This window comes from Enterobacter sp. T1-1 (genome assembly GCF_000710795.1).
In the GTDB taxonomy this organism is placed as follows: domain Bacteria; phylum Pseudomonadota; class Gammaproteobacteria; order Enterobacterales; family Enterobacteriaceae; genus Enterobacter; species Enterobacter cloacae.
This window is the reverse complement of record NZ_JALW01000072.1, coordinates 23715-50492: the sequence shown is the minus strand read 5'-3', so window position 1 is coordinate 50492 and position 26778 is coordinate 23715. Positions and strand designations below refer to the sequence as shown.

Sequence of the window (26778 nt, the reverse complement as noted above, 5' to 3'; positions counted from 1 at the left end):
TTTTTTCAAGCAGAAGACGGCATACGAGATACATCGGTGACTGGAGTTCAGACGTGTGCTCTTCCGATTAAGGGTTAGGTGCGGTCTGGTGCCCTCACCCCGGCCCTCTCCCACAGGGAGAGGGAGAAGAGCGTTGCATCAGGCCTCACGTTTCCCAGGGAACATCACGCTCGCAATAATCCCCAGCGCCAGCACGCCTAATACCACGAACAGACTGGTCGTCGCGCCAATGCTGTAGCCGTGATGCCAGAAGTGATCTGTTGCATTCAACCCGAGCTTGAACGCCACGAAGAACAGCAGCAGGACCACCGCCTTCTCCAGGTGAACCAGATACTGCTTCAGCGCTTCCAGTACGAAATAGAGCGTACGCAGGCCGAGGATGGCAAACATCATGGCGCTGTAGATAATCAGCGGCTCGCGGCTGACGGCGATAATGGCCGGTACGGAGTCAAACGCGAACATCACATCAGACAGCTCCACGACCGCCACGCAAAGTAATAATGGCGTCGCGTAACGTTTCGCTTTTTTGACGCGCCCAACCATTACGTCCTGGTTTTCTGGTTTTTCCAGCTCCGCATCCACCTCTTTCTGGGTCAGAATAAAGGCGTGGCTGCTGATTTTCGGCCAGACAGGATAGAAGCGTTTTACCAGGCGATAGGCCAGGTGTCCGGAGTAATCTTCAACCTCGTCGCTCTCTTCGTTACGCCTGAGCATCATTACCGCCGTCCAGCCAACGACCAGCGCAAAAATAACCTCCACGTACGGCCCCAGACTCAGCAGGCTGGTCCCAATGGCCACGAAGATACCGCGGAAGACAATCGCCCCCAGCACACCCCAGTAGAGTACGCGGTGACGGTACTTATCCGGCACGCCGAACCAGGCAAAAATCGCCATCATCACAAACAGGTTATCGACCGAGAGCACCTCTTCCAGCGCGTAGCCGGTGAGGAACAGGCTCGCCATCTCGGCACCGTGGTGAACATACAGGAACCCGGCAAACGCCATCGCCATCGAGAACCAGAAAACGGACCACATTGCGGCACTTTTCAGCGAGACAGGCTTATCGTGACGGTGCATGAAGAGGTCGATAAACATCGCCCCGACAGCCATCACCACAAAGACAACAACGGTTTCCGTCGGGAAACCGAGATGAGCAGCAGACATACACAACCCTTTTGTAGAGGCAAAACACAAAAACCATGCAGACTGGCATATGCCAGCAGAGAAAAAGATGGAACGGTTTTACAACGGTTCCCCCCTTCAAACCGCAGCTCTGTGGCTGCGCAAGGCGTGTACTTTACCTCACAACGTGGGGTGACGCATCTGCCGTTTAGGCGCTTTGCGTAACGCGCCTGATATGTGAGTCACCTCTTATTTACATAATTTAAACCTTCCATTCACTGGATAAAAATAACGCAACGTCGCTATAGTGGTTTTGTTAAATAAAACTGAGTTGTACCTGATAAAACCAAGAACAGACCCTGCGAGGACACAATGACAGAACAAACGCGTTATGGCGCTACCACCAGTGAGGGGATAGAAAAGGAGACGATGCGGAAGGTGATCTGGCGTATCCTCCCGTTTCTCATCGTCAGCTATCTGATCTCCATTATCGATCGCGGGAACATCGGCATGGCATCGCTGCAGATGAATGAGGATCTCGGTCTTAGCAAAGCGGCATTTGGTTTCGCCAGCAGTCTCTACTTTGTGGCCTATTTTTTGTTTGAAGTTCCAAGCAATCTGGCGATGCAAAAAGTCGGCGCACGACTGTGGATCCCGCGCATTATGATCAGCTGGGGCGTCGTTTCAATGTGTATGTCATTGGTTCAGAACACTACGTCGCTCTATATCGTACGTTTTCTGCTCGGCGCTGCTGAAGCGGGCTTTTTCCCGGGCGTCGTGCTTTATCTGACCTGGTGGATCCCTTCCCGCTACCGCGCACGCATTATTGCGTCATTTATGGTTGCCATCCCGCTCGCCAACTTCATCGGCTCCCCACTCTCCGGGCTGATTCTGTCAATGGATGGCTGGTTGGGTCTTCGCGGCTGGCATCTGCTGTTTATTATTGAAGGCTTACCCGCCGTACTGCTGGGCATTGCCGCCTGGTTTATTCTTCGCGATCGTCCTCATCAGGCGAACTGGCTCAGCAGTGAGCAGAAACAATGGCTGGAAACCACGCTGGAGAGCGAGCGTAATCAGCAAAAGAACATTGGACATCAAACGACGTGGCAGCTTTTGAAGCATCGCCAAATCTGGCTGATGGCACTCATTTACGCGGGCGCATCGTCTGCAGGCACCACCATCAGCGTCTGGTCTCCTCAACTGCTTAAATCCTTCCACCTCGATAACCTGGAAACAGGCCTGCTGAACGCTATCCCTTACGGTCTGGCATCCGTTCTCATGATTATTTGGGGGCGAAACTCGGATCGTACCAACGAGCGCCGCTGGCACACCGCACTGACACTGTTCATGATTGCCGCAGGCGTGTTCGCTGCATTTGTGAGCGTGTCGCTGCCGACGACTATCGTGATCCTCAGCATCATGTTGATAGGTGCGTATTCCATGAAAGGGCCTTTCTGGGCGCTGGCATCCAGTTGGATGAGCAGTACCTCAGCGGCTGCAGGGCTGGCTGCGATTGGCGCTATTGCTAACCTGATCGGCGGCGCGGTCATGGTCAATGCATACGGTATTATCAATGAGCGGACGGGCAGCTACACGCTGGCTATGCTTCCGCTGGCCACGCTGTGTGTGGCGGGAGGTATCGCAGTTCTCATTATGGGACGACAGGCCCGTAACGCTCAGCTACACGAAAAACAGGTCACGCATTAGTGATGACAAAAGCGGGACGCATGTCCCGCTTTTCGTTAACCGTTTTCTTCCGCTGTATCGCTCGTTTCCCCGTAGAACTGCTGACAGAAGGGCTTGCTGGCCCCCATTTTCTGTGACAGGCGGCTGGCGGTGTCGTGCATCAACTGACGAATACCTTGCTCCCTGCGATCTTCCGTCAGTCGCGAGATGGGGCCGGTCAATGCCAGCGCCGCAATCAGTTTGTCATGAACGCCGAAGACGGGCATCGCAAACGCCGCGGTATGGGGATCGCGGGCACCTGCCGTGTAGAGCGGAAGCGCAGGCTCACCGCCCGGCAGGGGCTCATTGAGGCCCCAATGGCGTAGAACCTTACTGATAGCAGAATCATCCAGCGGGAACTGAGTGCCGGGGAGATTGCTGTGACGGAGCCCATGTGAGGCTTCTGCCCGAAACAGGCACAGACGTTGTCCGCCTTCTAATACATACCAGCTGGCGCTCTCCTGGGAAGCCAGGGATAAGGCCTGAAGTTCAGGCTGCACCACCCGGGAAAGATGGAAAGACTGTTCATAAAGCTTACCGAGATAAAGCAGACGAGGACCAAGCGCATAATTGCCGTCATCATGTCTGACGACATAGTTCATCCGTTCAAGAGAGTTCATTAAGCGGTAAACCGTGGTTTTGTGGTAACCCGATAGCTGCGCCAGGGCGGTTAACGTCAGGCTTTCATCGCCAGGACGGAAGCAATCCAGTAAAGCCAGCGCCTTCTCAACCGCTACAACGCCTTCATTCCCCATCATTATCTCCTTTTCAGCCCGGCAGAGAGTGTACCTCAAATTTTGTGAGTCACTTCGTGTTTACATCACAAACCCCTTCTCAGGTCTGGCTAAAAGGAAAGCAACACCGCTATAGTTGTTTTGTATTGTACACCTGCATTGTACACAGTAAAACAATATGGAGAGAGTCATGTCCGTTTCTGAAAAATCATTGATAAACCGCCAGTTCGAACGCGTATCGGCTGAAGAGGTACGCCAGGCCGCCGAATATCAGGCAGCCATACTGGCGGATGTCGCCGGGCGCCGCGGTACGCTGCATGGACGAATCAAACCGTTGGCATCGCACATGTCCGTTGCGGGTCCGGCTGTTACCGTTGAGGTGCGTCCGGGAGATAATCTTGCCATTCATGCCGCGATGGCCGTTGCCCAGCCCGGCGATGTCCTGGTTGTCGATGGAAAAGGCGATCTGAGCTGCGCGCTACTGGGTGAAATCATGGCCACCCAGGCTCAGGCGAGCGGTATTGCAGGGATCATTATCGACGGAGCGGTACGTGACGCCGACACACTGAGCAAGGGTAACTATCCCGTTTTCTCTGCTGGTCTGAATCCCTGCGGCCCGACAAAGTCCATTTCTGGCCGGGTGAACCATCCCATTTCCGTTGCCGGGGCGACAGTGCATGCCGGAGATTTGGTAGTGGCCGATATCGACGGCGTGGTGGTGATCCCACGCGAGGAAGTTAAGCAGATTATCAGTCTGGCAAAAGGGAAGCTGGAGATGGAGACCAAACGTCTTGCTGCTATCCGTGAGGGCGATTTACGCCCACACTGGCTCAATGACGCGCTGCGTAAGGCGGGCATGCTGGCAGACGGGGAGACGCTGTAATGGCAAATAAGAAGGTAGTCCTGGTAACCGGGAGCGACCTGGCAGAGCAGGCCATGGCGATATTGCACGACTTTGAGGTGGTGTTTGCGGGTCGTCAGCCCACGGAGGATGAGCTGATTGCACTGTGTGAACAGCATAATCCGGTGGCAATACTGGTACGTTACGGCAAGATTAGCGCGAAAATCATGGATGCAGCACCAGCCCTGCAGGTTATTTCCAAGCACGGAAGCGGGATCGATGTGATAGACCAGGCGGCAGCGGCTGAGCGTAATATCGCCGTCCGCTCTGCACCGGGAGCTAACGCGGCGGCGGTGGCTGAACACACCTGGGCATTAATTCTCGCCTGCGCCAAATCGGTGGTGTCGCTGGATACGCGACTGCGCCAGGGGCACTGGGATAAAGCCACGCATAAATCCATCGAACTGGAAGGACTCACGCTGGGACTGATCGGGCTGGGGGCTATTGGCTCACGGGTAGCACAGATCGGTCACGTCTTTGGTATGCGGGTTCTTGCTTACGATCCCTATGCTCAATCAATGCCTTCCATATGCGAGCGTACTGATACTCTGACCGACCTACTTTCCCGTTCCGATGTGATTTCTTTGCATTGTCCGCTCACCGACGATAATCGGGGCATGATCAATACGAAAACGCTCGCATACGTTAAGCCAAACGCTATTCTGGTGAATACGGCACGCGGCGGCTTGATTGACGATGGGTCATTGCTCGCGGCGCTAGAGAATCGAACCTTGCACAGCGCGGGGCTGGACAGCTTTACCAGCGAACCACTGACCGCTCCGCACCTCTGGCAGGGGGTCGAGAACGTCATTATCTCTCCGCATATTGGCGGCGTCAGCGCAGCATCGTATATCAAAATGGGCACCGCGGCGGCCAGCAATATTGTAGACGTTGTAAGTGAAGCTGAAGAAACAACGCTTACCGCGAGCCGCTAATCCAAAATGAACTCCCTCAGGGCTTCTCTGCCAGCGCCTGCGCACACGCCCAGGCACTGGCCCACGCCCACTGGAAGTTATACCCGCCGAGCCAGCCGGTCACATCCATCACTTCACCGATGAAGTAGAGGCCCGGCACGTTGCGTGCCTCCATCGTGCGAGAGGAGAGCTCATTCGTGTCGACACCGCCCAGCGTGACCTCCGCTGTGCGGTAGCCTTCGGTGCCGTTGGGCTGCACGCGCCAGTTTTTCAGGGTCTCTACCAGCGTCTCCTGCTCGCGGCTGTTAAGCTGCTTAAGGGAAACATCCGGGATCTGCCCTAACCCCTGCAAACACTCCACCAGACGCTTCGGCAACTGCATCGCGAGGGTATTTTTCAGGCTCTGATTCGGGTGCGCCGCACGCTGTTCATTGAGGAACGCATCCAGATCGCACTCCGGCAGCAGGTTAACCGTGACGAACTCGCCCGGCTGCCAGTAGCTGGAGATTTGCAGCACCGCCGGGCCGGAGAGGCCGCGGTGGGTAAAGAGCAAGTTTTCGCGGAACACCGTTCCGTCTTCGGCGGTAATAACGGAAGGAACAGAAACGCCAGAAAGCGTCTGAAGCTGTTCCAGAAGCGGTTTGTGCAGAGTAAAAGGAACCAGTCCCGCACGCGTTGGCAGCACTTTCAGGCCAAACTGCTCGGCAATTTTGTAGCCGAACGGCGAGGCGCCCAGCCCCGGCATCGACAGACCGCCGCTGGCAATGACCAGGCTATCGGCGCTGACGCTTTCGCCGTTGAGCTGCAGCGTATAGCCCTGCTCGTCGCGGGATACGTCCAGCACCTCCGTACGCAGGCGCATTACCACGCCGCCCTTCTCGCACTCGGCCACCAGCATATCGACAATCTGCTGCGCGGAGTCGTCGCAGAACAGCTGCCCCAACGTCTTCTCATGCCACGCGATACCGTGCTTACCCACAAGATCGATAAAATCCCACTGGGTATAACGCGCCAGCGCAGATTTACAAAAATGGCGGTTCTGGCTCAGATAGGCCGCAGGTTCGACATACAGGTTCGTAAAGTTGCAGCGCCCGCCGCCAGACATCAGGATCTTGCGCCCAGGCTTTTTACCGTTATCCAGCAGCAGCACGCGACGACCCGCCTGTCCGGCCATCGCCGCACAAAACATACCCGCCGCACCGGCGCCAATTACCACGGCATCAAACCTTTCCACGTCAAAACCCTCGTTGTTCACTGCCGCGGATTGTAAAGTTTCCTCTGTGGTCACACCAGCGTAAAAAGATATTACAAAGCCATTTCATTGAAATTTAAAGAATATCCTTTCAGGCACTTTTCCCAAATCAGGTGGTATGTCAAAAAAAGTCTATATTTCACTTTGCCCGCCGCGCATTTGTCCTGGATAATGCGCCGCGTTCATGTCCTCAAAATGGCGTAACGTCCTATGCTACATTTGTTTGCCGGCCTGGATTTACATACCGGGCTTTTATTATTGCTTGCTCTGGTTTTTGTACTGTTTTACGAAGCGATCAACGGCTTCCACGACACTGCAAACGCAGTAGCAACGGTTATCTACACTCGCGCAATGCGATCGCAACTGGCGGTCGTTATGGCGGCGGTATTTAACTTTTTTGGTGTCCTTCTGGGCGGACTGAGCGTTGCGTATGCCATTGTGCATATGCTGCCAACGGATCTGCTGCTTAACGTAAGTTCTGGCCATGGCCTCGCTATGGTGTTCTCAATGCTGCTTGCTGCAATTATCTGGAACCTCGGTACCTGGTATTTCGGCCTGCCTGCATCCAGTTCTCACACCCTCATCGGTGCCATTATCGGTATCGGGTTAACCAACGCCCTGATGACCGGTACCTCGGTTGTTGATGCGCTTAACCTGCCTAAAGTACTGGGTATTTTCGGTTCTCTGATCATCTCCCCTATCGTCGGTCTGGTGGTTGCGGGTGGATTGATTTTCATCCTGCGTCGCTACTGGAGCAACACGAAAAAACGTGCGCGTATCCACCTGACGCCAGCAGAGCGTGAGAAGAAAGACGGCAAGAAAAAGCCACCATTCTGGACGCGTATCGCCCTGATCATTTCCGCCATCGGCGTGGCCTTCTCTCACGGCGCGAACGACGGGCAGAAAGGCATCGGTCTGGTGATGCTGGTTCTGATTGGCGTTGCACCGGCGGGCTTCGTGGTTAACATGAATGCCTCCGGTTATGAAATCACCCGTACCCGTGATGCGGTCAATAACGTTGAAACCTATTTCCAGCAGCATCCTGAACTGCTGAAAAAAGCGACCGGCGTTGACCAGCTGATCCCGTCTCCTGAAGCGGGTGCGACCACCGCGCCGGGCGAGTTCCACTGCCACCCGGCAAACGCGATTAACGCGCTGGAACGTGCGAAAGGCATGCTGGGCGATATCGAAAGCTACGACAAACTGGCCGTTGAGCAACGTGGTCAGCTGCGTCGCATTATGCTCTGCATCTCTGACGTGACCGACAAAGTCGCGAAGCTGCCAGACGTGAATGCTGACGACAAGCGTCTGCTGAAGAAACTGAAAAGCGATATGCTCAACACCATTGAGTACGCGCCAATCTGGATCATCATGGCTGTCGCGCTGGCACTGGGTATCGGTACGATGATTGGCTGGCGTCGTGTGGCAACCACCATCGGCGAGAAGATCGGTAAGAAAGGCATGACCTATGCGCAGGGCATGTCCGCGCAGATGACGGCGGCGGTCTCTATCGGTCTGGCAAGCTACACCGGTATGCCGGTCTCCACCACCCACGTACTCTCTTCGTCCGTGGCAGGTACCATGATTGTTGATGGCGGCGGTCTGCAACGCAAAACCGTGACCAACATTCTGATGGCCTGGGTGTTTACGCTTCCGGCGTCTATCCTGCTCTCGGGTGGGTTGTACTGGATTGCGCTGAAGCTGATTTAATTGGCTGAAGGCGACAAAAAAGCGGGTCAGGAAACTGACCCGCTTTTTTTATGCTCAGTGCCAAATCATTAAGGCAATCATACTGACGACGACCAGGCCACACAGGGCGCTGGTCAAAATGAACTGGCGACGCAGGCGCTCGCAGCGGCGGATAAACTCTTCATCGTGATGATCCCGGTAGCGCTGGTAGTAGATATACCCGACCAGGCGCATCTGTTTGCTGGGCTGTCCATGCGAGGTGAAGAACCCTCCACCGTCCACATACTGATAAAGCAACGGATCGCAACCACGAAGTACCACTAACAGCGCACGTAACGATGAGAAGTAGCGCGCCATATTCACTATGCAAACTACGCATAACGCCCAAAACAATGCGACGGTGCTAATCATACATCCTCCCCGGCGTCCGCCCACGAAGCAAGGCTTCTGAGCTACCGCACCCCAATGCCCTGACAGACAGTTCAGTGAAAGAATGACCAAAAGTCGATCCGGTTCGCGTTTTAATATCCGAACGGTTCATTAAATAGTGTAGGAGATCCGTTAATTTTTTTGCCACAAGGTTAATCGTTATCAACACCAAAGCTTGAAAAATATGTTTAACTGGGCCGTAATGAAAGCATCAGACGACGGCTTTCTGTTTAGTCATCGATAACTTAAGGAAGGAGTAACACTATGGCTTACAAACACATTCTCATCGCGGTAGACCTCTCCCCGGAGAGCAAAGTGCTGGTTGATAAAGCAGTATCCATGGCACGCCCTTACAACGCGAAAGTTTCGCTGATTCACGTTGATGTGAATTACTCCGACCTTTATACCGGTCTGATCGACGTGAATCTCGGCGATATGCAAAAACGCATCTCCGAAGAGACACACCACGCCCTGAGCGAGCTGTCCACCAACGCAGGTTACCCGATCACTGAAACCTTAAGCGGTAGCGGCGATCTGGGCCAGGTGCTGGTCGATGCGATTAAGAAATACGATATGGACCTGGTGGTTTGCGGTCATCACCAGGACTTCTGGAGCAAGCTGATGTCCTCAGCGCGTCAGCTGATCAACACCGTTCACGTGGATATGCTGATTGTTCCGCTGCGTGACGAAGAAGACGAGTAAGTGCAAAAAAGCCCGGTGGCGCTAACGCTTACCGGGCCTACAAATGGCACTGAACGTAGCCCGGGTAAGGCGAAGCCGCCACCCGGCTTTTTTATTCCGGCGTACCCGAATAAATATCAAACCGGTGCCCTTTGGTGGTCACCGCGTTGGTCGTCGCAACGTCCGCCAGCGGCGGCGCGTAATCCGGGCGTTTCACCACCACCCGCTTCGTTGCAAGCTGACGGGCAGGCTCAAGCAGGCCGTCCGCATCCAGATCTGGCCCCACCAGCGACTGAAACACCCGCATCTCTTTTTTCACCAGCGCGCTTTTCTGCTTATGCGGGAACATCGGATCGAGATAGACCACCTGCGGGCGCGGGGTGATATCGGTCAACGCCGTCAGGCTGGAGGCGTGGATCAGCTGTAAACGTTCCTGCAACCACGGGCCGATTTCCAGGTCCGCGTAGCCACGGGTCAGGCCGTCATCCAGCAGTGCGGCCACCACCGGGTTGCGCTCCAGCATCCGCACGCGGCAGCCGACAGACGCCAGCACAAACGCATCGCGCCCCAGCCCCGCCGTGGCATCCACCACATCCGGAAGATAGCTCCCTTTGATGCCGACGGCTTTGGCAACAGCCTCACCGCGGCCGCCGCCAAACTTGCGCCGGTGCGCCATCGCGCCCCCGACAAAATCGACAAAAATCCCGCCGAGTTTCGGTTCGTCGCGTTTACGTAATTCGAGATGTTCTGGCGTCATCACCAGCGCCATCAGGTTTTCTTCATCGTGCTCCAGCCCCCAACGGGCGGCCAGAACAGATAAGGCGCCGTCTCCGGCGCCTGTTTCATCCACTAAGCAGATCTTCACGTAGCAATCAGCCTTTGATCCCGTAATGCTCAAGCATCGCATCCAGCTGCGGCTCGCGGCCACGGAAGCGTTTGAACAGCTCCATCGGCTCTTCTGAGCCGCCGCGGGTCAGGATGTTATCGAGGAACGACTGACCGGTTTCACGGTTGAAAATCCCCTCTTCTTCGAAGCGAGAGAAAGCATCCGCCGCCAGGACATCGGCCCACAGGTAGCTGTAATAACCTGCCGCATAGCCGCCCGCGAAGATGTGGCTGAACGCGTGCGGGAAGCGACCCCAGGTTGGCCCTGGAATAACCGCGACCTGCTTTTTAATCTCAGCCAGGGTTTCGAGGATTTTTGCCCCCTGCTCCGGGCTAAACTCGGCGTGCAGGCGGAAGTCGAACAGGCCGAACTCCAGCTGGCGCAGAATAAACATTGCCGCCTGGTAGTTCTTGGCTGCCAGCATTTTATCCAGCAGTTCTTTCGGCAGTGGTTCACCGGTCTCGTAGTGGCCGGAGATAAACGCCAGCGCGTCCGGCTCCCAGCACCAGTTTTCCATAAACTGGCTCGGCAGCTCGACCGCATCCCACGGCACACCGCTGATACCGGCCACGCCTGCAGTTTCAATGCGGGTCAGCATATGGTGTAGACCGTGACCGAACTCATGGAACAGGGTGATCACTTCGTCGTGGGTGAACAGCGCCGGCTTGCCGTTGACCGGGCGGTTGAAGTTACAGGTCAGGTAAGCGACCGGCTTCTGCAGGGAACCGTCGGCTTTACGCATCTGGCCAACGCAGTCATCCATCCACGCCCCGCCGCGCTTGTTCTCACGCGCGTAGAGATCGAGGTAGAAGCTGCCGCGCAGTTCGTTTTTCTCGTCATACAATTCGAAGAAGCGCACGTCCGGGTGCCAGACGTCGATATCAGTACGCTCTTTGGCGGTGATGCCGTAGATGCGTTTCACCACTTCGAACAGGCCGTTAACGGCTTTGTTTTCCGGGAAGTACGGGCGCAGCTGCTCGTCGCTGATGCTGTAGAGGTGCTGCTTCTGTTTTTCGCCGTAATACGCGATGTCCCACGGCTGCAGCTCATCCACGCCGAACTCCGCTTTGGCGAAGGCGCGCAGCTGGGCCAGCTCTTTTTCACCCTGAGGACGGGCGCGTTTCGCCAGATCGGTCAGGAAATCGAGCACCTGCTGCGGGTTCTCGGCCATTTTGGTGGCGAGGGATTTGTCCGCGTAGCTGTCAAAGCCCAGCAGCTGTGCCAGCTCGTGACGCAGGGCAAGGATTTCCGCCATCACCGGGCTGTTATCCCACTTACCGGCATTCGGCCCCTGATCGGAGGCGCGGGTGCTGTAGGCGCGGTACATCTCTTCACGCAATGCCTGGTTGTCGCAGTAGGTCATCACCGGCAGATAGCTTGGGATATCCAGCGTTAACAGGAAACCTTCCTGCTCTTTCGCTTCGGCCTGGGCTTTTGCCGCCGCCAGTGCGCTTTCCGGCATACCCGCCAGCTCTGCTTCGTCGGTAATCAGCTTCGTCCAGCCCATGGTGGCGTCGAGCACGTTGTTGCTGTACTGGTTACCCAGCTCAGACAGGCGCGCCGCGATTTCGCCGTAGCGAACCTGCTTCTCTTTTGGCAGGCCAATCCCGGAAAGCTCGAAATCACGCAGGGCGTTATCGACGGATTTTTTCTGCGCGGTGTTCAGTTCGGCATAGTGGTCGCCGTCGCGCAGATCGCGATACGCCTTGTAGAGCCCTTCGTGCTGGCCGACCCAGGTGCTGTACTCGGAGAGCAGCGGCAGGGTTTGTTCGTAGGCTTCACGCAGCTCCGGGCTGTTTTTTACCGAGTTGAGGTGGCTTACCGGGGAGAAGATACGCCCCAGCACGTCATCCACTTCGGCCAGCGGCTGACACAGATTTTCCCAGGTGTACGGCCCGCCCTGCGCGACCACGCTTTCTACCGCCGCGCGGCAGTTGTCCAGCGCTTGCGTAACGGCTGGAACCACATGCTCAGGGAGGATTTTAGAAAACGGTGGCAACGAAAAAGGCGTCAGTAATGGATTGGTCATAAACGCTGTCCTGTTGAATTTGATGAATGAAGCGCGCATCCGGCGCTGTGCATATGGTTCAGTAATGGGGTTAAGTGTAGAGGATTTCAATGCCGGGCGTTGCGCTTTCGCGGCCGTGGAAACTTTTCTGTATACTGTGGCGATACGCTCTATTTTTGCCCGATGGCGCTACGCTTATCGGGCCTACGTTGACTACCCGGAACACATTCATCCATGCTCAGTTATCGCCACAGCTTTCACGCAGGCAACCACGCCGACGTCCTCAAACACACCGTTCAGAGCCTGATCATCGAATCACTCAAAGAGAAAGAGAAGCCGTTTCTCTATCTGGACACCCACGCGGGCGCGGGCCGCTATCAGCTGAGCGGTGAACACGCCGAGCGTACCGGTGAATATCTGGAAGGGATCGCCCGTATCTGGCAGCAGGACGATCTGCCTGCCGAACTGGAACCGTACATTGGTGTGGTGAATCATTTCAACCGCAACGGCCAGTTGCGCTACTATCCGGGCTCGCCATTGATTGCCCGTCAGCTGCTGCGTGAGCAGGACAGCCTGCAGTTGACCGAGCTGCACCCAAGCGATTTCCCGCTGCTGCGTTCTGAGTTTCAGAAAGACAGCCGCGCCCGCGTGGACAAAGCCGATGGCTACCTGCAGCTGAAAGCCAAACTGCCGCCGGTCTCCCGTCGCGGCCTGGTGCTGATCGACCCGCCATACGAAATCAAAACCGACTATCAGGCGGTGGTCACCGGCATTAACGAAGGTTACAAACGTTTTGCGACCGGCACCTACGCCCTGTGGTACCCGGTGGTCCTGCGCGCGCAGATCAAGCGCATGATCAAAGATCTGGAAGCGACCGGCATCCGCAAAATCCTGCAGATTGAGCTGGCCGTCCGTCCGGACAGCGACCAGCGCGGCATGACCGCCTCCGGCATGATTGTCATTAACCCGCCATGGAAGCTCGAAGCGCAGATGAACAACGTTCTGCCATGGCTGCATAAAACGCTGGTACCTGCCGGGACAGGTCACGCCACCGTCAGCTGGATCGTGCCAGAGTAATCGCAGCCATCGGTGGAAACTATTGATTTCAGGTATACAATCGCGGCAATTCACGATTAAGGATAAAAGCTATGACTAAGCATTATGACTACATCGCAATCGGCGGCGGTAGCGGCGGCATCGCCTCCATCAACCGTGCGGCCATGTATGGCCAGAAGTGTGCGCTGATTGAAGCCAAAGCGCTGGGCGGCACCTGCGTCAACGTGGGTTGTGTACCGAAAAAGGTGATGTGGCATGCGGCGCAAATCCGTGAAGCCATCCATATGTATGGCCCGGACTACGGCTTTGACACCACGATCAACCACTTCGACTGGGAGAAGCTGATCGCCAGCCGTACCGCCTACATCGACCGCATTCACACCTCGTACGATAACGTGCTGGGTAAGAACAACGTAGATGTGATCCACGGCTTCGCCCGCTTTGTGGACGCGAAAACGATCGAAGTGAACGGGGAGACGATCACTGCCGATCATATCCTGATCGCTACCGGCGGCCGTCCGAGCCACCCGAACATCCCGGGTGCCGAATACGGCATCGACTCCGACGGTTTCTTCGAGCTGCCAGCCCTGCCAAAGCGCGTTGCGGTGGTGGGCGCGGGTTATATCGCGGTCGAACTGGCCGGTGTGATTAACGGTCTGGGCGCTGAAGCGCACCTGTTCGTGCGTAAACATGCGCCGCTGCGCAGCTTTGATCCGCTGATCGTCGACACCTTAGTAGAAGTGATGAATACCGAAGGTCCAACCCTGCATACCAACGCCGTGCCAAAAGCGGTGATTAAAAATGCAGACGGCAGCCTGACCCTGGAGCTGGAAGATGGCCGCAGCCAGACCGTCGACTGCCTGATCTGGGCGATTGGCCGTGAACCGGCGAATGACAACTTCAACCTGGCCGTAACCGGCGTGAAAACCGATGAAAAAGGCTATATCGTCGTCGATAAATTCCAGAACACCAGCGTACCGGGCATTTACGCGGTGGGCGATAACACCGGTGCCGTTGAACTGACCCCGGTGGCCGTTGCGGCGGGGCGTCGCCTTTCCGAACGTCTGTTCAACAACAAGCCGGACGAGCACCTGGATTACAGCAACATCCCGACCGTGGTCTTCAGCCACCCGCCTATCGGCACCGTCGGTTTAACCGAGCCGCAGGCGCGCGAGCAGTATGGCGACGATCAGGTGAAAGTGTATAAATCTGCGTTTACCGCAATGTATACCGCCGTCACCTCGCACCGTCAGCCGTGCCGCATGAAGCTGGTCTGCGTGGGTCCGGAAGAGAAGATTGTCGGTATCCACGGCATTGGCTTTGGCATGGACGAGATCCTGCAGGGCTTTGCGGTGGCGCTGAAGATGGGCGCGACGAAGAAAGACTTCGATAATACCGTGGCGATCCACCCGACCGCGGCCGAAGAGTTTGTGACCATGCGCTAGTCCTGATGCCCCTCCACTGAGGGGCATTCTTTTTTACATTCACAAATCGTTGCAAAACGAATGCTCCGAAAAGAGTGATCTACCGCACATATTCCTCCCCATCTACCGAAGCGAATGTCTACGCTTATAAGACGCCCGGATAAACCTGTCTTCAAGAACACCTAACCGGAGGTCCTTATCATTATGTTCAACCAGAAACTACAGGCTAACGAGAACATCGCGTTCGAGATCGCAGAAGAGCTGCGCTACGAGACCGATCCCTGCGAGTTGAAACTGGATGAGATGATTGAGGCGGAGCCGGAGCCAGAAATGATCGAGGGGCTACCCGCCTCCGATGCCCTGACCCCCGCTGACCGTTACCTTGAGCTGTTCGAACATGTGCAGTCAACAAGGCTGTTTGCGGATAGCAAAACCTTTCCCGACTGCGCGCCGAAGATGGATCCGCTGGATATTTTGATCCGCTATCGTAAGGTGCGACGCCACCGGGATTTCGACCTGCGCCAGTTCGTGGAGAATCACTTCTGGCTGCCCGAGACCTATAGCACAGAGTATGTGTCCGACCCGGGGCTGTCGCTTAAAGAGCATATCGACAGCCTGTGGCCCGTGCTGACGCGCGAGCCGCAGGACCATATCCCCTGGTCTTCCCTGCTGGCCCTGCCGCAGGCCTATATCGTCCCCGGCGGACGATTCAGTGAGACCTACTACTGGGATTCCTACTTCTCGATGCTGGGGCTGGCCGAGAGCGGCCGTAACGATCTGCTGAAGTGTATGGCGGATAACTTCGCGTGGCTGATCGAGCGTTACGGTCATATCCCGAACGGCAACCGAACCTACTACCTCAGCCGCTCCCAGCCGCCGGTCTTTGCCCTGATGGTTGAGCTGTTTGAAGAGGACGGGGTGCGCGGTGCGAAGCGCTACCTTGAGCACCTCAAAATGGAGCACGCCTTCTGGATGGACGGCGCGGAGTCGCTACTGCTGAATCAGGCCTATCGCAGCGCGGTGCGTATGCCGGATGGCTCATTGCTGAACCGCTACTGGGATGACCGTGACACTCCGCGCGACGAATCGTGGATTGAGGACGTGGAGACGGCCCGCCATTCCGGTCGACCACCCAATGAGGTGTATCGCGATCTGCGTGCAGGGGCGGCCTCCGGCTGGGATTACTCCTCCCGCTGGCTGCGCGAACCGGGCCGACTGGCCAGCATTCGCACCACGCAGTTTATCCCTATCGACCTGAACGCCTTCCTGTTCAAGCTGGAAAGCGCTATCGCCAATATCTCGGCGTCGAAAGGAGATAAGGAGACGGCTGACCTGTTCCGCCAGAAAGCCAGCGATCGCCGGGCAGCGGTGAACCGCTACCTGTGGGATGAAGAGAATGGCTGCTACCGCGATTACGACTGGCGTCGGGAAAATATGGCGCTGTTCTCTGCGGCGAGCATTGTGCCGCTGTATGTCGGAATGGCGACCCATGAGCAGGCAGAACGCTTGTCTGATGCGGTTAAATCACGTCTGCTCACTCCGGGCGGTATCCTGGCGACTGAGTACGAAACCGGCGAGCAGTGGGATAAACCCAATGGCTGGGCACCGCTGCAGTGGATGGCCATTCAGGGCTTCAAGCAGTACGGCAACGACTCGCTGGGCGATGAGATCGCCTGGAGTTGGCTGCACACGGTGAATCATTTTTATAAGACTCACCATAAGCTGATTGAGAAGTATCACATCGCCAGCAGTACCCCACGCGAAGGGGGCGGCGGTGAGTATCCATTGCAGGATGGCTTTGGCTGGACGAATGGCGTGGTGCGGCGGTTGATTGGGTTGTATGGGGAGCCTTGAGTGGGGTGCGGTCTGGTGCCCTCACCCCGCCCTCTCCCACCGGGAGAGGGCGTTACGATCAGCGGATCACCTCATAAATGGCAGACTGAATAGCCTGCCATTTTTTTGTGCTGGCATTCGGCTGTGACTCGGCGCGGCGCGTCGCCATATCCAAATCGTGCTGCTGGCGTTTCACCACGGCCGGGACGGTACAAAACGCTTTCAGGTACTGTTTACGCAGGGATGTCAGCGATTCGCCATTCGCCATGGCATGGGTGAGCGTATTGATAAACCGGCGGCACGGCTTCTCTTCCACCATGTGCTGTCGGTAGCGCAACATCAGCTCCAGCACGTCGTCATGGTTGGATGACATCGCCTCTTCCGTCCATGAGAGCTTCCAGTCCATTCCACCCTGCAAAAAGAGCTGCGCAATGCGGGTGTCGTTGCGGTTGATGGCCGAGCGGAAATTATTCTCGTCCCAGGTAATGCCCATGCGCGTCAGCGTCTCACGCGAGGAGGGCGTTTCCCGCATCTCCTGCGGCGCAGGCGTTTCGGTGGCGGCCACCGCGGTCTCTGCTGGCGCGCTGCTGGTCACCAGCCAGAATCCTCCCACAACAATCGCAATGACCATCACGCCCACTGCGCCCCATAACACGCCGGAGATGAGCTGCTCGCGTTGTTCTGGCGTGCGCGGGGCGCGCTGGGTCGGTTTTTCGATGGTGTCACGTACTTCAAACAGATCCCCGCCGGTGACCCGATCCCTTTTCTGTGCTTTTTCCCAGAAAGCGTGCAGTTCGCTGGCATCCACCGCCATTATCCCGGCCGGGTTGACGCGGGTTCGCCCCTCTTCAAACGCACGCTGAACGGGCCGGGTGATTTGGGTGTAGTAGTTGTCGAGTAGCTGGATTTGCGCCGAGGTTAACGCTTTCTGAACGGTAAGGTTGTTGCGGATCTGGCGGATGTCATCAAGGAAGGTTTGCAGCGTTTTGCGCGGCTCCACCAGCAGCGTCAGCATGGACGGATCGCTGAACAGCGACGCGTAGTAGCGGCTGTACTCTTTTTTATCCACCAGCATCTGGGCCAGCTCGCTGAACATCATGCCGCTTAGCACATCGTTGATGTCGCCAAGCTTCAGCCAGCGCCGCACGCGGTCAGCGTTAAAGAGGGTCTTCAGGTGGTTGTTCAGACGGACCTGATCGGGCCACGCCTGCTGGATAAGCCCTTTAATCATCAGTTCAATTGCACGCACCTGCTTGTGCGCCTGCTGCTGTTCAAGATCGCTGCCCGGCGCCAGCTCGGTACTGTAGGTGAGAAGAGGCTGTTGCAGACGAAGATGTTCCAGCGCGGTGACAAACCGCATTGCCGCAATAAGCTGATTTTCACTGACATCCTGCCCGCTTTCATACTGCGGTACGCGCTGCTGCAACAGGCGCAGTTGCAGGGTAAATTCTGACATCTCGGCATCGTTCAGGTTGAGCTTCTTCGCCACGGCCCCCCATCCTCCCAGGCCTAAACGCGCGCTATCCAGCTGCTCCAGAAACCAGCGTGGATCTTTTCCCTCAGAAACATGTACATTCAGGAGAAGCAATATTTCCACAGAGGCCTGACGAATGACCGCCAGACAGTGTTCAAACTGTTCGCGGTTATGGTGTGATGTGCTGAGCGTCATTGTTTTCCTTAAAAGACCACGAAGACATCCAAAAGGGGCCCGGAACGGCCGTTTTTCTTTTTATTTATACGCGCTTAACCATACCTGACTTTCTGTTGAAATAAAGTGACAGTCCTAAAATCATTTATATTGTTTCAGGAGAATCTGAATGCCTCAGCTAACCACCTCGCGTCTTATCTGCTCGCCGTTACAGGAAGATGACTGGCCCTTTTTTCTGGCGCTACAGCAAGACCCGGATGTGATGCGCTTTGTCGCGCAGGATCGCACTGTGGCGGACATCCGTGAGGCCTTCGACTCCCGACTGACGCCATGGACGCCCGGCTGCATGCACTGGCTCTGCCTCGTGGTTCGCGATAACGCCAGCCAGACTCCGCTGGGGGTGACCGGCTACAAACACCACGAAGCGGATTGCGCCGAAGCCGGTTTCCTTTTCGCCCCCGCGGCCCAGGGAAAAGGCTACGGCTTTGAATCCCTGCAGGCACTCTGTGATTATGCCTTCCACCAGGGGGGGATCCGCCGCCTCACCGCCACCGTCACGGCAGGGAATATCGCCTCCCGGCGTCTGCTGGAAAAAGCCCGCTTCCGGCTGGAGGGTGAGCTGCGTGAGAGCTATTACCTTGGCGGCCGCTGGCATAATGACTGGCTATTCGGTTTATTACAGCGCGACTATCTGGAAAATATCAGCTGAGCAACGGCCATTTGGCGGATATGTCTCGTGACGTATTTCCTCTACAGTAGTGTCTGAAAGAGGAAAATACCATGTTGAAGCTATCTTCTGCTGCCGTTGAATTAATTAAAAAACAGCAAGGGCTGTCTCTGGAAAAATACCGTGATGAGCACGGTACTGAGGTTATTGGGTATGGTCACGTTATTCAGCAATGGGAGAAGTTCCATGGTCTTATTACCGTTGCTGAAGCAGAGCGCTTGTTAGATAACGATATTCAGATTTATGAGACGTTAATTCAGGAAAATATCGCCCAGCCATTAACGCAACACCAGCACGATGCGCTGGTGTTGTTAATGTTCAGTTTTAGTGACACACCGTGTCCAATAAACGCCATCGCTCAGGCGGTGAGCCGGGTATAGCACATTGCCGCCTGCGTGCGATTTTTTACATCCAGCCGCCGGAAAAGTGACTCCAGATGGGCCTTTACCGTTGCCGCACTGATATTGAGCGTGCGGCCAATCTCTTTATTCGACTCCCCGGCGGCCAGTAACTTGAGCACTTCACGCTGGCGCTCGCTTAAGGATAACAACGCCTGGTGTGACGTCTGCTGCGCAAGCCATTCGCCGGGAAAACAGACCATCCCCCGGGAGACCGAATCCAGCACTGCGGCAAACCGCTCGGGACTGGCATTGCGGGGAATAATCGCCTTCACGTTGCGCTGAAACATCTGTTCAGCCCATCGGGTCTCTTTTTTCGTCAGCACCATCACGACACGTATCGCAGGGAAACGCGTGATAATGTCTTTCAGAAAGCTGATGCCCTCATTCTGAATTAATGCGCCGTCAATCATGACGATAGCGGATGGCGACGCGGACAACTGCGCCCATAATTCATCTGCCTGACGGGTTCCTGTCATATTTATTTCAGGAATTAACGTCTGCAAACTGTTTATCGCTCCATGAATAAATATCGACTGCCTGTCAAACATGATTACTCGCATCGTTTTTCTCCCTCTGAGAATAGCGAGGGGGGATTGTATAGAGGCGTTATTTGAGAAAAAACTCAATGAACGGAGAGGTTACAAATTCATCGCCGTTCTTTATATCTGCCCGTATCTGGACACATCTCTTTTAAGGATTTCCTTAAGGGGTTCCGTCCCCTTAAGGAGGCGTATTACAGGAACATCCCACCAGACACTTCAATACGTTGCGCATTCATCCAGCCCAGTTTGTCGCTGAGCAGCGCGGCGATGGCATCACCAATATCATCCGGCAGGCCAACACGCCCCAGCGCGGTTTGCGACGCAAGCAACTGATTAAGCTGCGCGTCATCGCGTACGCGTCCGCCGCCAAAATCGGTTTCAATTGCCCCCGGCGCGATGATATTGACGGAGATCCCGCGTGCGCCCAGCTCTTTGGCCTGATAGCGGGTCAGTACTTCCATCGCCCCTTTCATGGCCGCATAGGTCGCGGAGCCTGGCTGTGTAAAACGTGCCAGCCCGCTGGAGACGTTGAGGATCCGTCCGCCATCTTTCAGCAACGGCAGCAGGCGCTGGGTCAGGAAAAACGGCCCTTTTAAATGTACATTCATTACCTCATCGAACTGCGCTTCTGTCGTCTCGGTATAGGGGGCGTATAAACCCGTTCCGGCATTGTTCAATAAATAATCAAAGGTATCACGCTGCCAGATGGTTCGGAGGGTTTCCTGCAACTGTTGAGCAAAATGTTCGAAACGGGTGATATCTCCGACGTTAAGCTGTAATGCCGCCGCGTTTACCCCTTTTTCCTGAATTTCTTGCACAACATCCAGCGCATCCTGCTGATTGTGATGATAAGTCAGGACAATACCTGTTCCCTCTGCTGCCAGCTTCAGGGCCGCGTTTTTACCCAAACCACGGCTACCACCGGTCACTAAAGCGATACGTTCAGTCATAAGAAACCTCATTTCAGTTGTCAGGGAGATTGAGAAAGAGCTTATTAGCTGATAGAAGATCAATAAAGATGTGACAGAACGCTTCACTGTTTCATTTACAACAACAATGAGCGCTACCGATGGATAAAATTAACGCAATGCAGTTGTTTGTTCGGGTCGCGGAGCTGGAGAGTTTTTCCCGCGCAGCGGAGACGTTGACCCTGCCAAGAGGCAGCGTGTCGCGGCAGATTCAGGCGCTGGAAAACCGCCTGGGCACTCAGCTGCTGCACCGCACCACGCGCCGCGTCAGCCTCACGCAGGACGGCATGGTCTATTACGAACGGGCAAAAGATCTGCTGGCGAACCTTGATGAACTGGACGGTATGTTCCAGCACGATCCCTCCAGTATCAGCGGGCGGCTACGCGTCGATATGCCGGTGGGGGTTGCACGAAATTTAGTCATTCCCAAACTGCCTGCGTTTTTGCAGCAGTATCCGGGTATTGAACTGGAGCTCAGCAGCAGCGATCGTCTGGTGGATGTGATCCGCGAGGGATTTGACTGCGTGGTGCGCGTCGGCACCCTGAAAGATTCCGGGCTTATCGCCCGCCCACTGGGCAAGCTTACGGTTATCAACTGCGCCAGCACGGATTATCTGACGCGGTTTGGTTATCCGGAAACGCTGGACGATTTGGCCTCACATGCGGTAATCCACTACGCCGCGATGCTGGGCACGCGCCCGCAGGGCTTTGAGTTTTATAACGGCAGTGCGACCCAGTGGGTTAAAACGGGCGGCGTCTTAACGGTCAACAGTACCGAGACGTACCATGCCGCCTGCATCGCCGGGCTGGGTATTATCCAGGTTCCCCGCGTGGGCGTTCGTGATTCTCTGCGCACGAAAAAGCTGATTGAAGTTCTGCCGCAATACCGGGCTGAACCCATGCCGGTTTCCCTGATTTACCCCCACCGCCGTAACCTTTCCCGCCGGGTACACCTGTTTATGGAGTGGCTTACGGAAATCACAAAAGCTTACGTGGATTAGTCGCAAGCTATAATTCAATGACATCCAGCTCAACGAAAAGGAAAAAACGCGTGACGCCGGAAAATAACCCGCAACGACCGACTCAACAATTAGATTATGATCCCATCAAGAAGATGGAAACCGGGCCCGAAGAGCCCAGCACACCCGGCAAAGCCAGCAAAGCGCTGGGGACGGTCACTACGCTGGCGGAGAGAGTTCAGCAGATCCCCATGATTGCGCACCTGATACGCGCCGCGGAACGTTTCAACGACCGGATGGGAAATCAGTTTGGTGCAGCGATTACCTATTTTTCCTTTTTGTCGATGATCCCGATCCTGATGGTCTCGTTCGCGGCAGCCGGTTTTGTGCTCGCGTCTCATCCGACGCTGCTGCAGGATATTTTCAATAAGATCCTGAATAACGTCAGTGACCCGACCCTCGCCACCACGCTAAAAAGCACCATCAATACTGCCGTGCAGCAGCGCACCACGGTGGGTATTGTCGGTTTGCTGATTGCACTCTATTCCGGTGTGAACTGGATGGGTAACCTGCGCGAGGCCATTCGCGCCCAGTCGCGCGAAGTATGGGAGCGTAAGCCTCAGGATCAAGAGAAAATTTGGGTTAAGTATTTCCGCGATTTTGTTTCGCTGATTGGTCTGCTGGTGGCGCTGGTCGTCACGCTCTCCATCACCTCGGTCGCCGGTTCCGCGCAGCAGATGATTATCTCCGCGCTCTATCTGGATTACATCGACTGGCTCAAGCCTGCGTGGCGCGGCATCGGGCTGGCGATTTCCATTTTCGCCAACTACCTGCTGTTCTTCTGGATCTTCTGGCGCTTGCCGCGTCATCGTCCGCGCAAAAAAGCGCTGATCCGCGGAACACTGCTCGCGGCAATAGGCTTTGAGGTGATTAAGATCGTGATGACTTATACCCTGCCGTCACTGGTGAAATCCCCTTCTGGCGCCGCGTTTGGCTCCGTTCTGGGGCTGATGGCGTTCTTCTACTTCTTTGCCCGCCTGACGCTGTTCTGCGCGGCGTGGATTGCCACCGCCGAATATAAAGGCGACACGCGCATGCCGGGGAAAACCCACCGCTAATTCCCCCTTTCGGGCTGAAAGTTTCAGCCCGATTCATCATTTCAGCATATATATCCAGTCCGTAACTTTTATTTAACTGAAAACCAGTTATATCCACTGATATTTAAAATCTGTGAAGCATTTCATGGAAGTGTTTTGGCTGGTCTGAACATTATCCGCTTTTTGTTGCTTTTATCACCGGTTCGCGGCTTTGTTACAGATTGAAATGTCGCTTTTGCTGTGCGTAATATGGCCTTTCGTCCGACATAAAATAAGAAAATATTATGCAAGCAACCGCCACAACACTCGATTCCGGGAGCGAAAACGTTCCGGTCAACTCACGCAATAAAGTTGTCGTCGCCTCGCTGATTGGCACCGCCATCGAGTTCTTCGACTTTTACATTTACGCCACCGCAGCGGTCATCGTCTTCCCGCATATTTTCTTCCCGCAGGGCGACCCGACGGCGGCCACGCTACAGTCTCTGGCAACCTTTGCTATCGCCTTCGTCGCGCGTCCGATTGGCTCTGCGCTGTTTGGTCATTTTGGTGATCGCATCGGGCGTAAAGTGACGCTTGTGGCCTCGTTGCTGACGATGGGTATTTCTACCGTCGCCATCGGCCTGCTGCCCACCTACGAGACCATTGGCATTCTGGCACCGGTGCTGCTGGCGCTGGCGCGTTTTGGTCAGGGTCTGGGTCTGGGCGGTGAATGGGGCGGCGCGGCACTGCTGGCGACCGAGAACGCCCCAGCGCGTAAACGGGCGCTGTATGGCTCCTTCCCGCAGCTTGGCGCACCGATTGGCTTCTTCTTTGCGAACGGCACCTTCCTGCTGCTCTCCTGGCTGCTGACCGACGAGCAGTTCATGAGCTGGGGCTGGCGTATTCCGTTCGTCTTCTCGGCCGTGCTGGTGCTGATTGGTCTGTATGTTCGCGTTTCTCTGCACGAAACGCCGGTGTTCGCGAAAGTGGCGGCGGCAAAAAAACAGGTAAAAGTGCCGCTGGGCACGCTGCTGACCAAACATGTCCGCGTGACCGTGCTGGGCACCTTTATCATGCTGGCTACCTATACGCTGTTCTATATCATGACCGTCTACTCCATGACGTTCAGCACCGCTGCCGCGCCGGTTGGGCTGGGTCTGCCGCGTAACGAAGTGCTGTGGATGCTGATGATGGCGGTGATTGGGTTTGGTGTCATGGTGCCGATTGCCGGCCTGCTGGCGGATAAATTTGGCCGTCGCTCCAGCATGATCACCATCACGACACTTATCATTCTGTTCGCCCTGTTTGTCTTCCCGCCGCTGTTAGGCTCGGGCAGCCCGGCGCTGGTGATGGCGTATCTGCTGATTGGTCTGAGCCTGATGGGTTTAACCTTCGGCCCGATGGGCGCGCTGCTGCCGGAGCTGTTCCCGACGGAAGTGCGTTATACCGGCGCGTCGTTCTCCTATAACGTCTCGTCGATTCTGGGAGCGTCCGTTGCGCCGTATATCGCCACCTGGCTGCAGGCAAATTATGGCCTGTTCTACGTGGGCGTGTATCTGGCGGCCATGGCGGCACTGACGCTGATTGCGCTGCTGCTGACGCACGAGACTAAGCATCAGGCGCTTTAAGCTAATGCCGGGTGGCGCTGCGCTTACCCGGCCTACATTTGAATCGTAGGCCGGGTAAGGCGTAGCCGCCATCCGGCAAATACAGACCGCACCTTACCTCTTCATCTGCGACAAAATCGTCCGGCACTGATTGGCTTCCCCTTCTGATGGCGAAATCAACGCCAGCAGCGCCGCGGCTGGCGTGACCAGCGTTGCGAGCGCTGCCGCCACCGCACCGCGTGCAATCAGAGGCCCGGGTTTTACCCCCGCCTGCGGATTTTTGAAAGTGCCGCGCACGTAGAGCGGCGAGCGCAGGGTGATGATACGGATCCCTTTGCTTTCCGGGTCGATGGTTAAATCAAGCTGCTCAGAGGCCATGCTGGCGGTTCCGGTCACGTTGATTACCGCGTTTTCCGTGTCGAAGGCAAAAATCTGCGGCCGCGCCACGCCGTTAACCAGATCCAGATTCGCCGCCGCGCAGTTCACCCGCACCTCATCGTCACCAAAGATCTGCCCGATGATGTAGTTCCCGACGTTCAGCCCCAGGATCTCCATCAGGTTGCGGCTCACCAGCCCGTCGTTCATCAGTAGCTTGAGGTTGCCATTACTGCTCCCGAGCAGCGCCGCCACGGAGTTCCCCACCCCGCGAATGTCCGCGTCACCGTTCATTTCACCAAGGGTCTTCTGCATTAGCTCCACGTTGGGCATCAGCTCTTTCAGCTTAAGCCTGCGCGCCCGTATATCAGCCCGACCCTGCATCGGCTTTTTATCGCCTTCCAGATGAATGTTAGAGGAGATGGTTCCACCCGCCATGCCAAACTTCAGCGGCTGCAGACGCAGGTCGGCATTTTTAAGCAGAATATGGGTTGAGAGGTTGCTGATCGGCAGCGTGCTGCCGTGCTCGATTTTTCGCCCTTTGAAGCGCACATCCGCATCCATTACATCCCACTTGTCGGTTTCAAAGCGATCGTAGGGCAGCACTTTCCCCGCGGGCTGAAGGTCTTTTTTGACCTCTTTCGACTTCGTGCCTTTGCCGGAATCAACGCCGATCAGAGGGCCCAAATCGGCAAGCCTCAGCTGGCGGGACTCCACATCCCCTTCCAGTTTCGGACGCGGTTTGCCAGTGGTGTAGGTCAACGTACCGTGGATATCGCTGTCACCGATACGGCCGTTGAAATCCCGATAGTCAAAGACAGACGATTTTTCCGTATCGAGTTTGGCCACCAGATGCCCGTCCGTCTCAAACGGCGGCGTATCCGGCAGCAGCACGCCGGTGAGTTCGTAGAGCTCCCCCAGCGAATCTCCGGCGAACTTCAGCCGCAGATCGACCCCGCCCATGTTCATGGGATCGTTGACCGTGCCGGTAAAGGCGACTCGCGTGTTGCCGGAGCGGAAGTCCGCCTGCACCGGGAACGGGGTACCTGCGCTTCGCAGCGCCAGCATGCCGCCAATTTTACCGGTGCCGGTCAGTGGCTGTCCGTTGTAGCGCCCGGTGGCCCGCAGGCCGAAAACGTAATCGCCCGCGCTGGCGTTATCCCCTTTCGCTTTGGTGCCGGTCACTTCACTGAACGGCAGCGGCTTACCCAGCGGATCGACCAGGATCTCCACGTCGGCCTTGCTGACTTTATCGTCGATGGCGATCCGCCCGCGATCGAACAGAATGTTATCGAGACGGAATGACCACGAAGAGGGCTGGGCATTGGGATCTTTCTCGCCGCTGCTGGCGAGGTTAAAGGTCCAGTTATTGTTTTTTTCCGAGAGACGGATCAGACGTGCATCGGGCTGCTGAAGCTTGATCCACGGCAGGTAGACGGTTTTTGTCAGGAGCGCTAACGGCGCCAGCGTGGCTTCAACCCGCGGAAGATGCACCATGGTGACGGCAGGAATATCCGGCGGATTGCCCAGAACGATGTCGTCGGCGTGAACGTGCGGCCAGGGGATCCAGCTTCGCCAGCCGGTCTCTTCTTTCTGACGCTCCCAGACCACGCCCAAATCACCGCGTATCGCGAAGGGGCGGTTCAGTTCAGTTGAGACTTTCTGGTTGATGGTCGGCTTAAGACGGTTCCAGTCGAATGTCGCAATAATGATGATAGCGACCACGATCAACAACAAGAAAATCCCTGCTGTCCAGGAGATTACCCTGGTTGTTTTAGTCATTTTGATCCCCTTTTCCTGATGACCTGTCCTGTAAAACTA

23 protein-coding genes are annotated in these 26778 nt (G+C 56.0%); 13 read left to right on the top strand and 10 right to left on the bottom strand.

Features of this window, described 5'->3' with window-relative positions; genetic code table 11:
- Positions 1–138: 138 nt before the first annotated feature.
- Complete coding sequence (locus AK59_RS0120700) at positions 139–1164, bottom strand: TerC/Alx family metal homeostasis membrane protein (RefSeq protein WP_014833633.1); 1026 nt, start codon at positions 1162–1164, stop codon at positions 139–141.
- Positions 1165–1494: 330 nt separating this feature from the next.
- Between AK59_RS0120700 and AK59_RS0120695 the strand changes: the two genes are divergently transcribed.
- Positions 1495–2829: an MFS transporter gene (locus AK59_RS0120695; RefSeq protein WP_029883702.1), complete on the top strand. Its 1335-nt coding sequence runs from the start codon at positions 1495–1497 to the stop codon at positions 2827–2829.
- A gap of 35 nt (positions 2830–2864) precedes the next feature.
- Here AK59_RS0120695 and AK59_RS0120690 read toward each other — a convergent pair whose 3' ends face one another.
- On the bottom strand, positions 2865–3602 hold the full coding sequence (locus tag AK59_RS0120690) for an IclR family transcriptional regulator (RefSeq protein ID WP_013099184.1): 738 nt from the start codon (positions 3600–3602) through the stop codon (positions 2865–2867).
- Between the two features lie 169 nt (positions 3603–3771).
- On the opposite strand from AK59_RS0120690, the gene AK59_RS0120685 reads away from it, so the two are divergent.
- Together AK59_RS0120685 and AK59_RS0120680 are read left to right on the top strand one after the other, a co-directional pair.
- Positions 3772–4464 carry an RraA family protein gene (locus AK59_RS0120685; protein ID WP_013099185.1) on the top strand — a complete coding sequence of 231 codons (693 nt, stop codon included), beginning with the start codon at positions 3772–3774 and terminating at the stop codon, positions 4462–4464.
- Complete coding sequence (locus AK59_RS0120680; RefSeq protein ID WP_029883701.1) at positions 4464–5417, top strand: NAD(P)-dependent oxidoreductase; 954 nt, start codon at positions 4464–4466, stop codon at positions 5415–5417. The genes AK59_RS0120685 and AK59_RS0120680 overlap by 1 nt, the downstream gene beginning before the upstream one ends.
- A 16-nt stretch (positions 5418–5433) precedes the next feature.
- Here the strand turns inward: AK59_RS0120680 and AK59_RS0120675 are convergent, their stop codons facing one another.
- Complete coding sequence (locus AK59_RS0120675) at positions 5434–6630, bottom strand: NAD(P)/FAD-dependent oxidoreductase (protein WP_029883700.1); 1197 nt, start codon at positions 6628–6630, stop codon at positions 5434–5436.
- Between the two features lie 228 nt (positions 6631–6858).
- Here AK59_RS0120675 and pitA point away from each other — a divergent pair, with 228 nt between their 5' ends.
- Positions 6859–8358 (top strand): inorganic phosphate transporter PitA, encoded by a 1500-nt coding sequence (gene pitA, locus AK59_RS0120670; protein WP_013099193.1) that lies wholly within the window; start codon positions 6859–6861, stop codon positions 8356–8358.
- Positions 8359–8412: 54 nt separating this feature from the next.
- Here pitA and uspB read toward each other — a convergent pair whose 3' ends face one another.
- The gene (gene uspB / locus AK59_RS0120665) at positions 8413–8748 is read right to left on the bottom strand and encodes a universal stress protein UspB (RefSeq protein ID WP_003861224.1); all 336 of its coding nucleotides are present in this window, start codon (positions 8746–8748) and stop codon (positions 8413–8415) included.
- A 282-nt stretch (positions 8749–9030) separates the two neighbouring features.
- On the opposite strand from uspB, the gene uspA reads away from it, so the two are divergent.
- Positions 9031–9468 carry a universal stress protein UspA gene (gene uspA, locus AK59_RS0120660; protein WP_003861223.1) on the top strand — a complete coding sequence of 146 codons (438 nt, stop codon included), beginning with the start codon at positions 9031–9033 and terminating at the stop codon, positions 9466–9468.
- Between the two features lie 91 nt (positions 9469–9559).
- Here the strand turns inward: uspA and rsmJ are convergent, their stop codons facing one another.
- Both rsmJ and prlC read right to left on the bottom strand, forming a co-directional pair.
- Positions 9560–10312 (bottom strand): 16S rRNA (guanine(1516)-N(2))-methyltransferase RsmJ, encoded by a 753-nt coding sequence (gene rsmJ, locus AK59_RS0120655; RefSeq protein ID WP_029883699.1) that lies wholly within the window; start codon positions 10310–10312, stop codon positions 9560–9562.
- Between the two features lie 7 nt (positions 10313–10319).
- Complete coding sequence (prlC, locus tag AK59_RS0120650) at positions 10320–12362, bottom strand: oligopeptidase A (RefSeq protein WP_029883698.1); 2043 nt, start codon at positions 12360–12362, stop codon at positions 10320–10322.
- Between the two features lie 213 nt (positions 12363–12575).
- Here prlC and AK59_RS0120645 point away from each other — a divergent pair, with 213 nt between their 5' ends.
- The 3 genes from AK59_RS0120645 (at position 12576) to AK59_RS0120635 (ending at position 16675) form a co-directional block, all read left to right on the top strand.
- A complete protein-coding gene (locus AK59_RS0120645) occupies positions 12576–13418 on the top strand; it encodes a 23S rRNA (adenine(2030)-N(6))-methyltransferase RlmJ (protein WP_029883697.1) in 843 nt (280 codons plus the stop codon).
- Positions 13419–13489: 71 nt separating this feature from the next.
- Positions 13490–14842 carry a glutathione-disulfide reductase gene (gorA, locus tag AK59_RS0120640; RefSeq protein ID WP_029883696.1) on the top strand — a complete coding sequence of 451 codons (1353 nt, stop codon included), beginning with the start codon at positions 13490–13492 and terminating at the stop codon, positions 14840–14842.
- 183 nt (positions 14843–15025) lie between these two features.
- Positions 15026–16675 (top strand): alpha,alpha-trehalase, encoded by a 1650-nt coding sequence (locus AK59_RS0120635; RefSeq protein ID WP_013099199.1) that lies wholly within the window; start codon positions 15026–15028, stop codon positions 16673–16675.
- 58 nt (positions 16676–16733) lie between these two features.
- On the opposite strand, the gene AK59_RS0120630 is transcribed toward AK59_RS0120635, so the two are convergent.
- Positions 16734–18323, bottom strand: a complete 1590-nt coding sequence (locus AK59_RS0120630; RefSeq protein WP_013099200.1) for an STY4199 family HEPN domain-containing protein — start codon at positions 18321–18323, stop codon at positions 16734–16736.
- 148 nt (positions 18324–18471) lie between these two features.
- On the opposite strand from AK59_RS0120630, the gene AK59_RS0120625 reads away from it, so the two are divergent.
- Both AK59_RS0120625 and AK59_RS0120620 read left to right on the top strand, forming a co-directional pair.
- The gene (locus tag AK59_RS0120625) at positions 18472–19011 is read left to right on the top strand and encodes a GNAT family N-acetyltransferase (RefSeq protein ID WP_029883695.1); all 540 of its coding nucleotides are present in this window, start codon (positions 18472–18474) and stop codon (positions 19009–19011) included.
- Between the two features lie 71 nt (positions 19012–19082).
- Complete coding sequence (locus AK59_RS0120620; protein WP_013099202.1) at positions 19083–19409, top strand: lysozyme; 327 nt, start codon at positions 19083–19085, stop codon at positions 19407–19409.
- On the opposite strand, the gene AK59_RS0120615 is transcribed toward AK59_RS0120620, so the two are convergent.
- Positions 19388–19990, bottom strand: a complete 603-nt coding sequence (locus AK59_RS0120615) for a helix-turn-helix transcriptional regulator (protein WP_029883694.1) — start codon at positions 19988–19990, stop codon at positions 19388–19390. The genes AK59_RS0120620 and AK59_RS0120615 overlap by 22 nt on opposite strands.
- 173 nt (positions 19991–20163) lie before the next feature.
- On the bottom strand, positions 20164–20922 hold the full coding sequence (locus tag AK59_RS0120610) for an SDR family NAD(P)-dependent oxidoreductase (protein ID WP_029883693.1): 759 nt from the start codon (positions 20920–20922) through the stop codon (positions 20164–20166).
- Between the two features lie 119 nt (positions 20923–21041).
- Between AK59_RS0120610 and AK59_RS0120605 the strand changes: the two genes are divergently transcribed.
- From AK59_RS0120605 to AK59_RS0120595, 3 genes are all read left to right on the top strand, one after another.
- Positions 21042–21941, top strand: a complete 900-nt coding sequence (locus AK59_RS0120605; protein ID WP_029883692.1) for a LysR family transcriptional regulator — start codon at positions 21042–21044, stop codon at positions 21939–21941.
- Positions 21942–21991: 50 nt separating this feature from the next.
- Positions 21992–23017 (top strand): inner membrane protein YhjD, encoded by a 1026-nt coding sequence (yhjD, locus tag AK59_RS0120600; RefSeq protein ID WP_013099206.1) that lies wholly within the window; start codon positions 21992–21994, stop codon positions 23015–23017.
- Between the two features lie 263 nt (positions 23018–23280).
- On the top strand, positions 23281–24603 hold the full coding sequence (locus AK59_RS0120595) for an MFS transporter (protein ID WP_013099207.1): 1323 nt from the start codon (positions 23281–23283) through the stop codon (positions 24601–24603).
- Between the two features lie 93 nt (positions 24604–24696).
- Here the strand turns inward: AK59_RS0120595 and AK59_RS0120590 are convergent, their stop codons facing one another.
- Positions 24697–26739, bottom strand: coding sequence for an AsmA family protein (locus AK59_RS0120590; protein WP_029883691.1), 2043 nt, complete (start codon positions 26737–26739; stop codon positions 24697–24699).
- Positions 26740–26778 lie beyond the last annotated feature (39 nt).

Coding starts and splice junctions, on each gene's coding strand:
- AK59_RS0120700 (WP_014833633.1), bottom strand. CDS start 1,164: ATGTCTGCTGCTCATCTCGGTTTCCCGACGGAAACCGTTGTTGTCTTT.
- AK59_RS0120695 (WP_029883702.1), top strand. CDS start 1,495: ATGACAGAACAAACGCGTTATGGCGCTACCACCAGTGAGGGGATAGAA.
- AK59_RS0120690 (WP_013099184.1), bottom strand. CDS start 3,602: ATGGGGAATGAAGGCGTTGTAGCGGTTGAGAAGGCGCTGGCTTTACTG.
- AK59_RS0120685 (WP_013099185.1), top strand. CDS start 3,772: ATGTCCGTTTCTGAAAAATCATTGATAAACCGCCAGTTCGAACGCGTA.
- AK59_RS0120680 (WP_029883701.1), top strand. CDS start 4,464: ATGGCAAATAAGAAGGTAGTCCTGGTAACCGGGAGCGACCTGGCAGAG.
- pitA (WP_013099193.1), top strand. CDS start 6,859: ATGCTACATTTGTTTGCCGGCCTGGATTTACATACCGGGCTTTTATTA.
- uspB (WP_003861224.1), bottom strand. CDS start 8,748: ATGATTAGCACCGTCGCATTGTTTTGGGCGTTATGCGTAGTTTGCATA.
- uspA (WP_003861223.1), top strand. CDS start 9,031: ATGGCTTACAAACACATTCTCATCGCGGTAGACCTCTCCCCGGAGAGC.
- prlC (WP_029883698.1), bottom strand. CDS start 12,362: ATGACCAATCCATTACTGACGCCTTTTTCGTTGCCACCGTTTTCTAAA.
- AK59_RS0120645 (WP_029883697.1), top strand. CDS start 12,576: ATGCTCAGTTATCGCCACAGCTTTCACGCAGGCAACCACGCCGACGTC.
- gorA (WP_029883696.1), top strand. CDS start 13,490: ATGACTAAGCATTATGACTACATCGCAATCGGCGGCGGTAGCGGCGGC.
- AK59_RS0120635 (WP_013099199.1), top strand. CDS start 15,026: ATGTTCAACCAGAAACTACAGGCTAACGAGAACATCGCGTTCGAGATC.
- AK59_RS0120630 (WP_013099200.1), bottom strand. CDS start 18,323: ATGACGCTCAGCACATCACACCATAACCGCGAACAGTTTGAACACTGT.
- AK59_RS0120625 (WP_029883695.1), top strand. CDS start 18,472: ATGCCTCAGCTAACCACCTCGCGTCTTATCTGCTCGCCGTTACAGGAA.
- AK59_RS0120620 (WP_013099202.1), top strand. CDS start 19,083: ATGTTGAAGCTATCTTCTGCTGCCGTTGAATTAATTAAAAAACAGCAA.
- AK59_RS0120615 (WP_029883694.1), bottom strand. CDS start 19,990: ATGCGAGTAATCATGTTTGACAGGCAGTCGATATTTATTCATGGAGCG.
- AK59_RS0120610 (WP_029883693.1), bottom strand. CDS start 20,922: ATGACTGAACGTATCGCTTTAGTGACCGGTGGTAGCCGTGGTTTGGGT.
- AK59_RS0120605 (WP_029883692.1), top strand. CDS start 21,042: ATGGATAAAATTAACGCAATGCAGTTGTTTGTTCGGGTCGCGGAGCTG.
- AK59_RS0120595 (WP_013099207.1), top strand. CDS start 23,281: ATGCAAGCAACCGCCACAACACTCGATTCCGGGAGCGAAAACGTTCCG.
- AK59_RS0120590 (WP_029883691.1), bottom strand. CDS start 26,739: ATGACTAAAACAACCAGGGTAATCTCCTGGACAGCAGGGATTTTCTTG.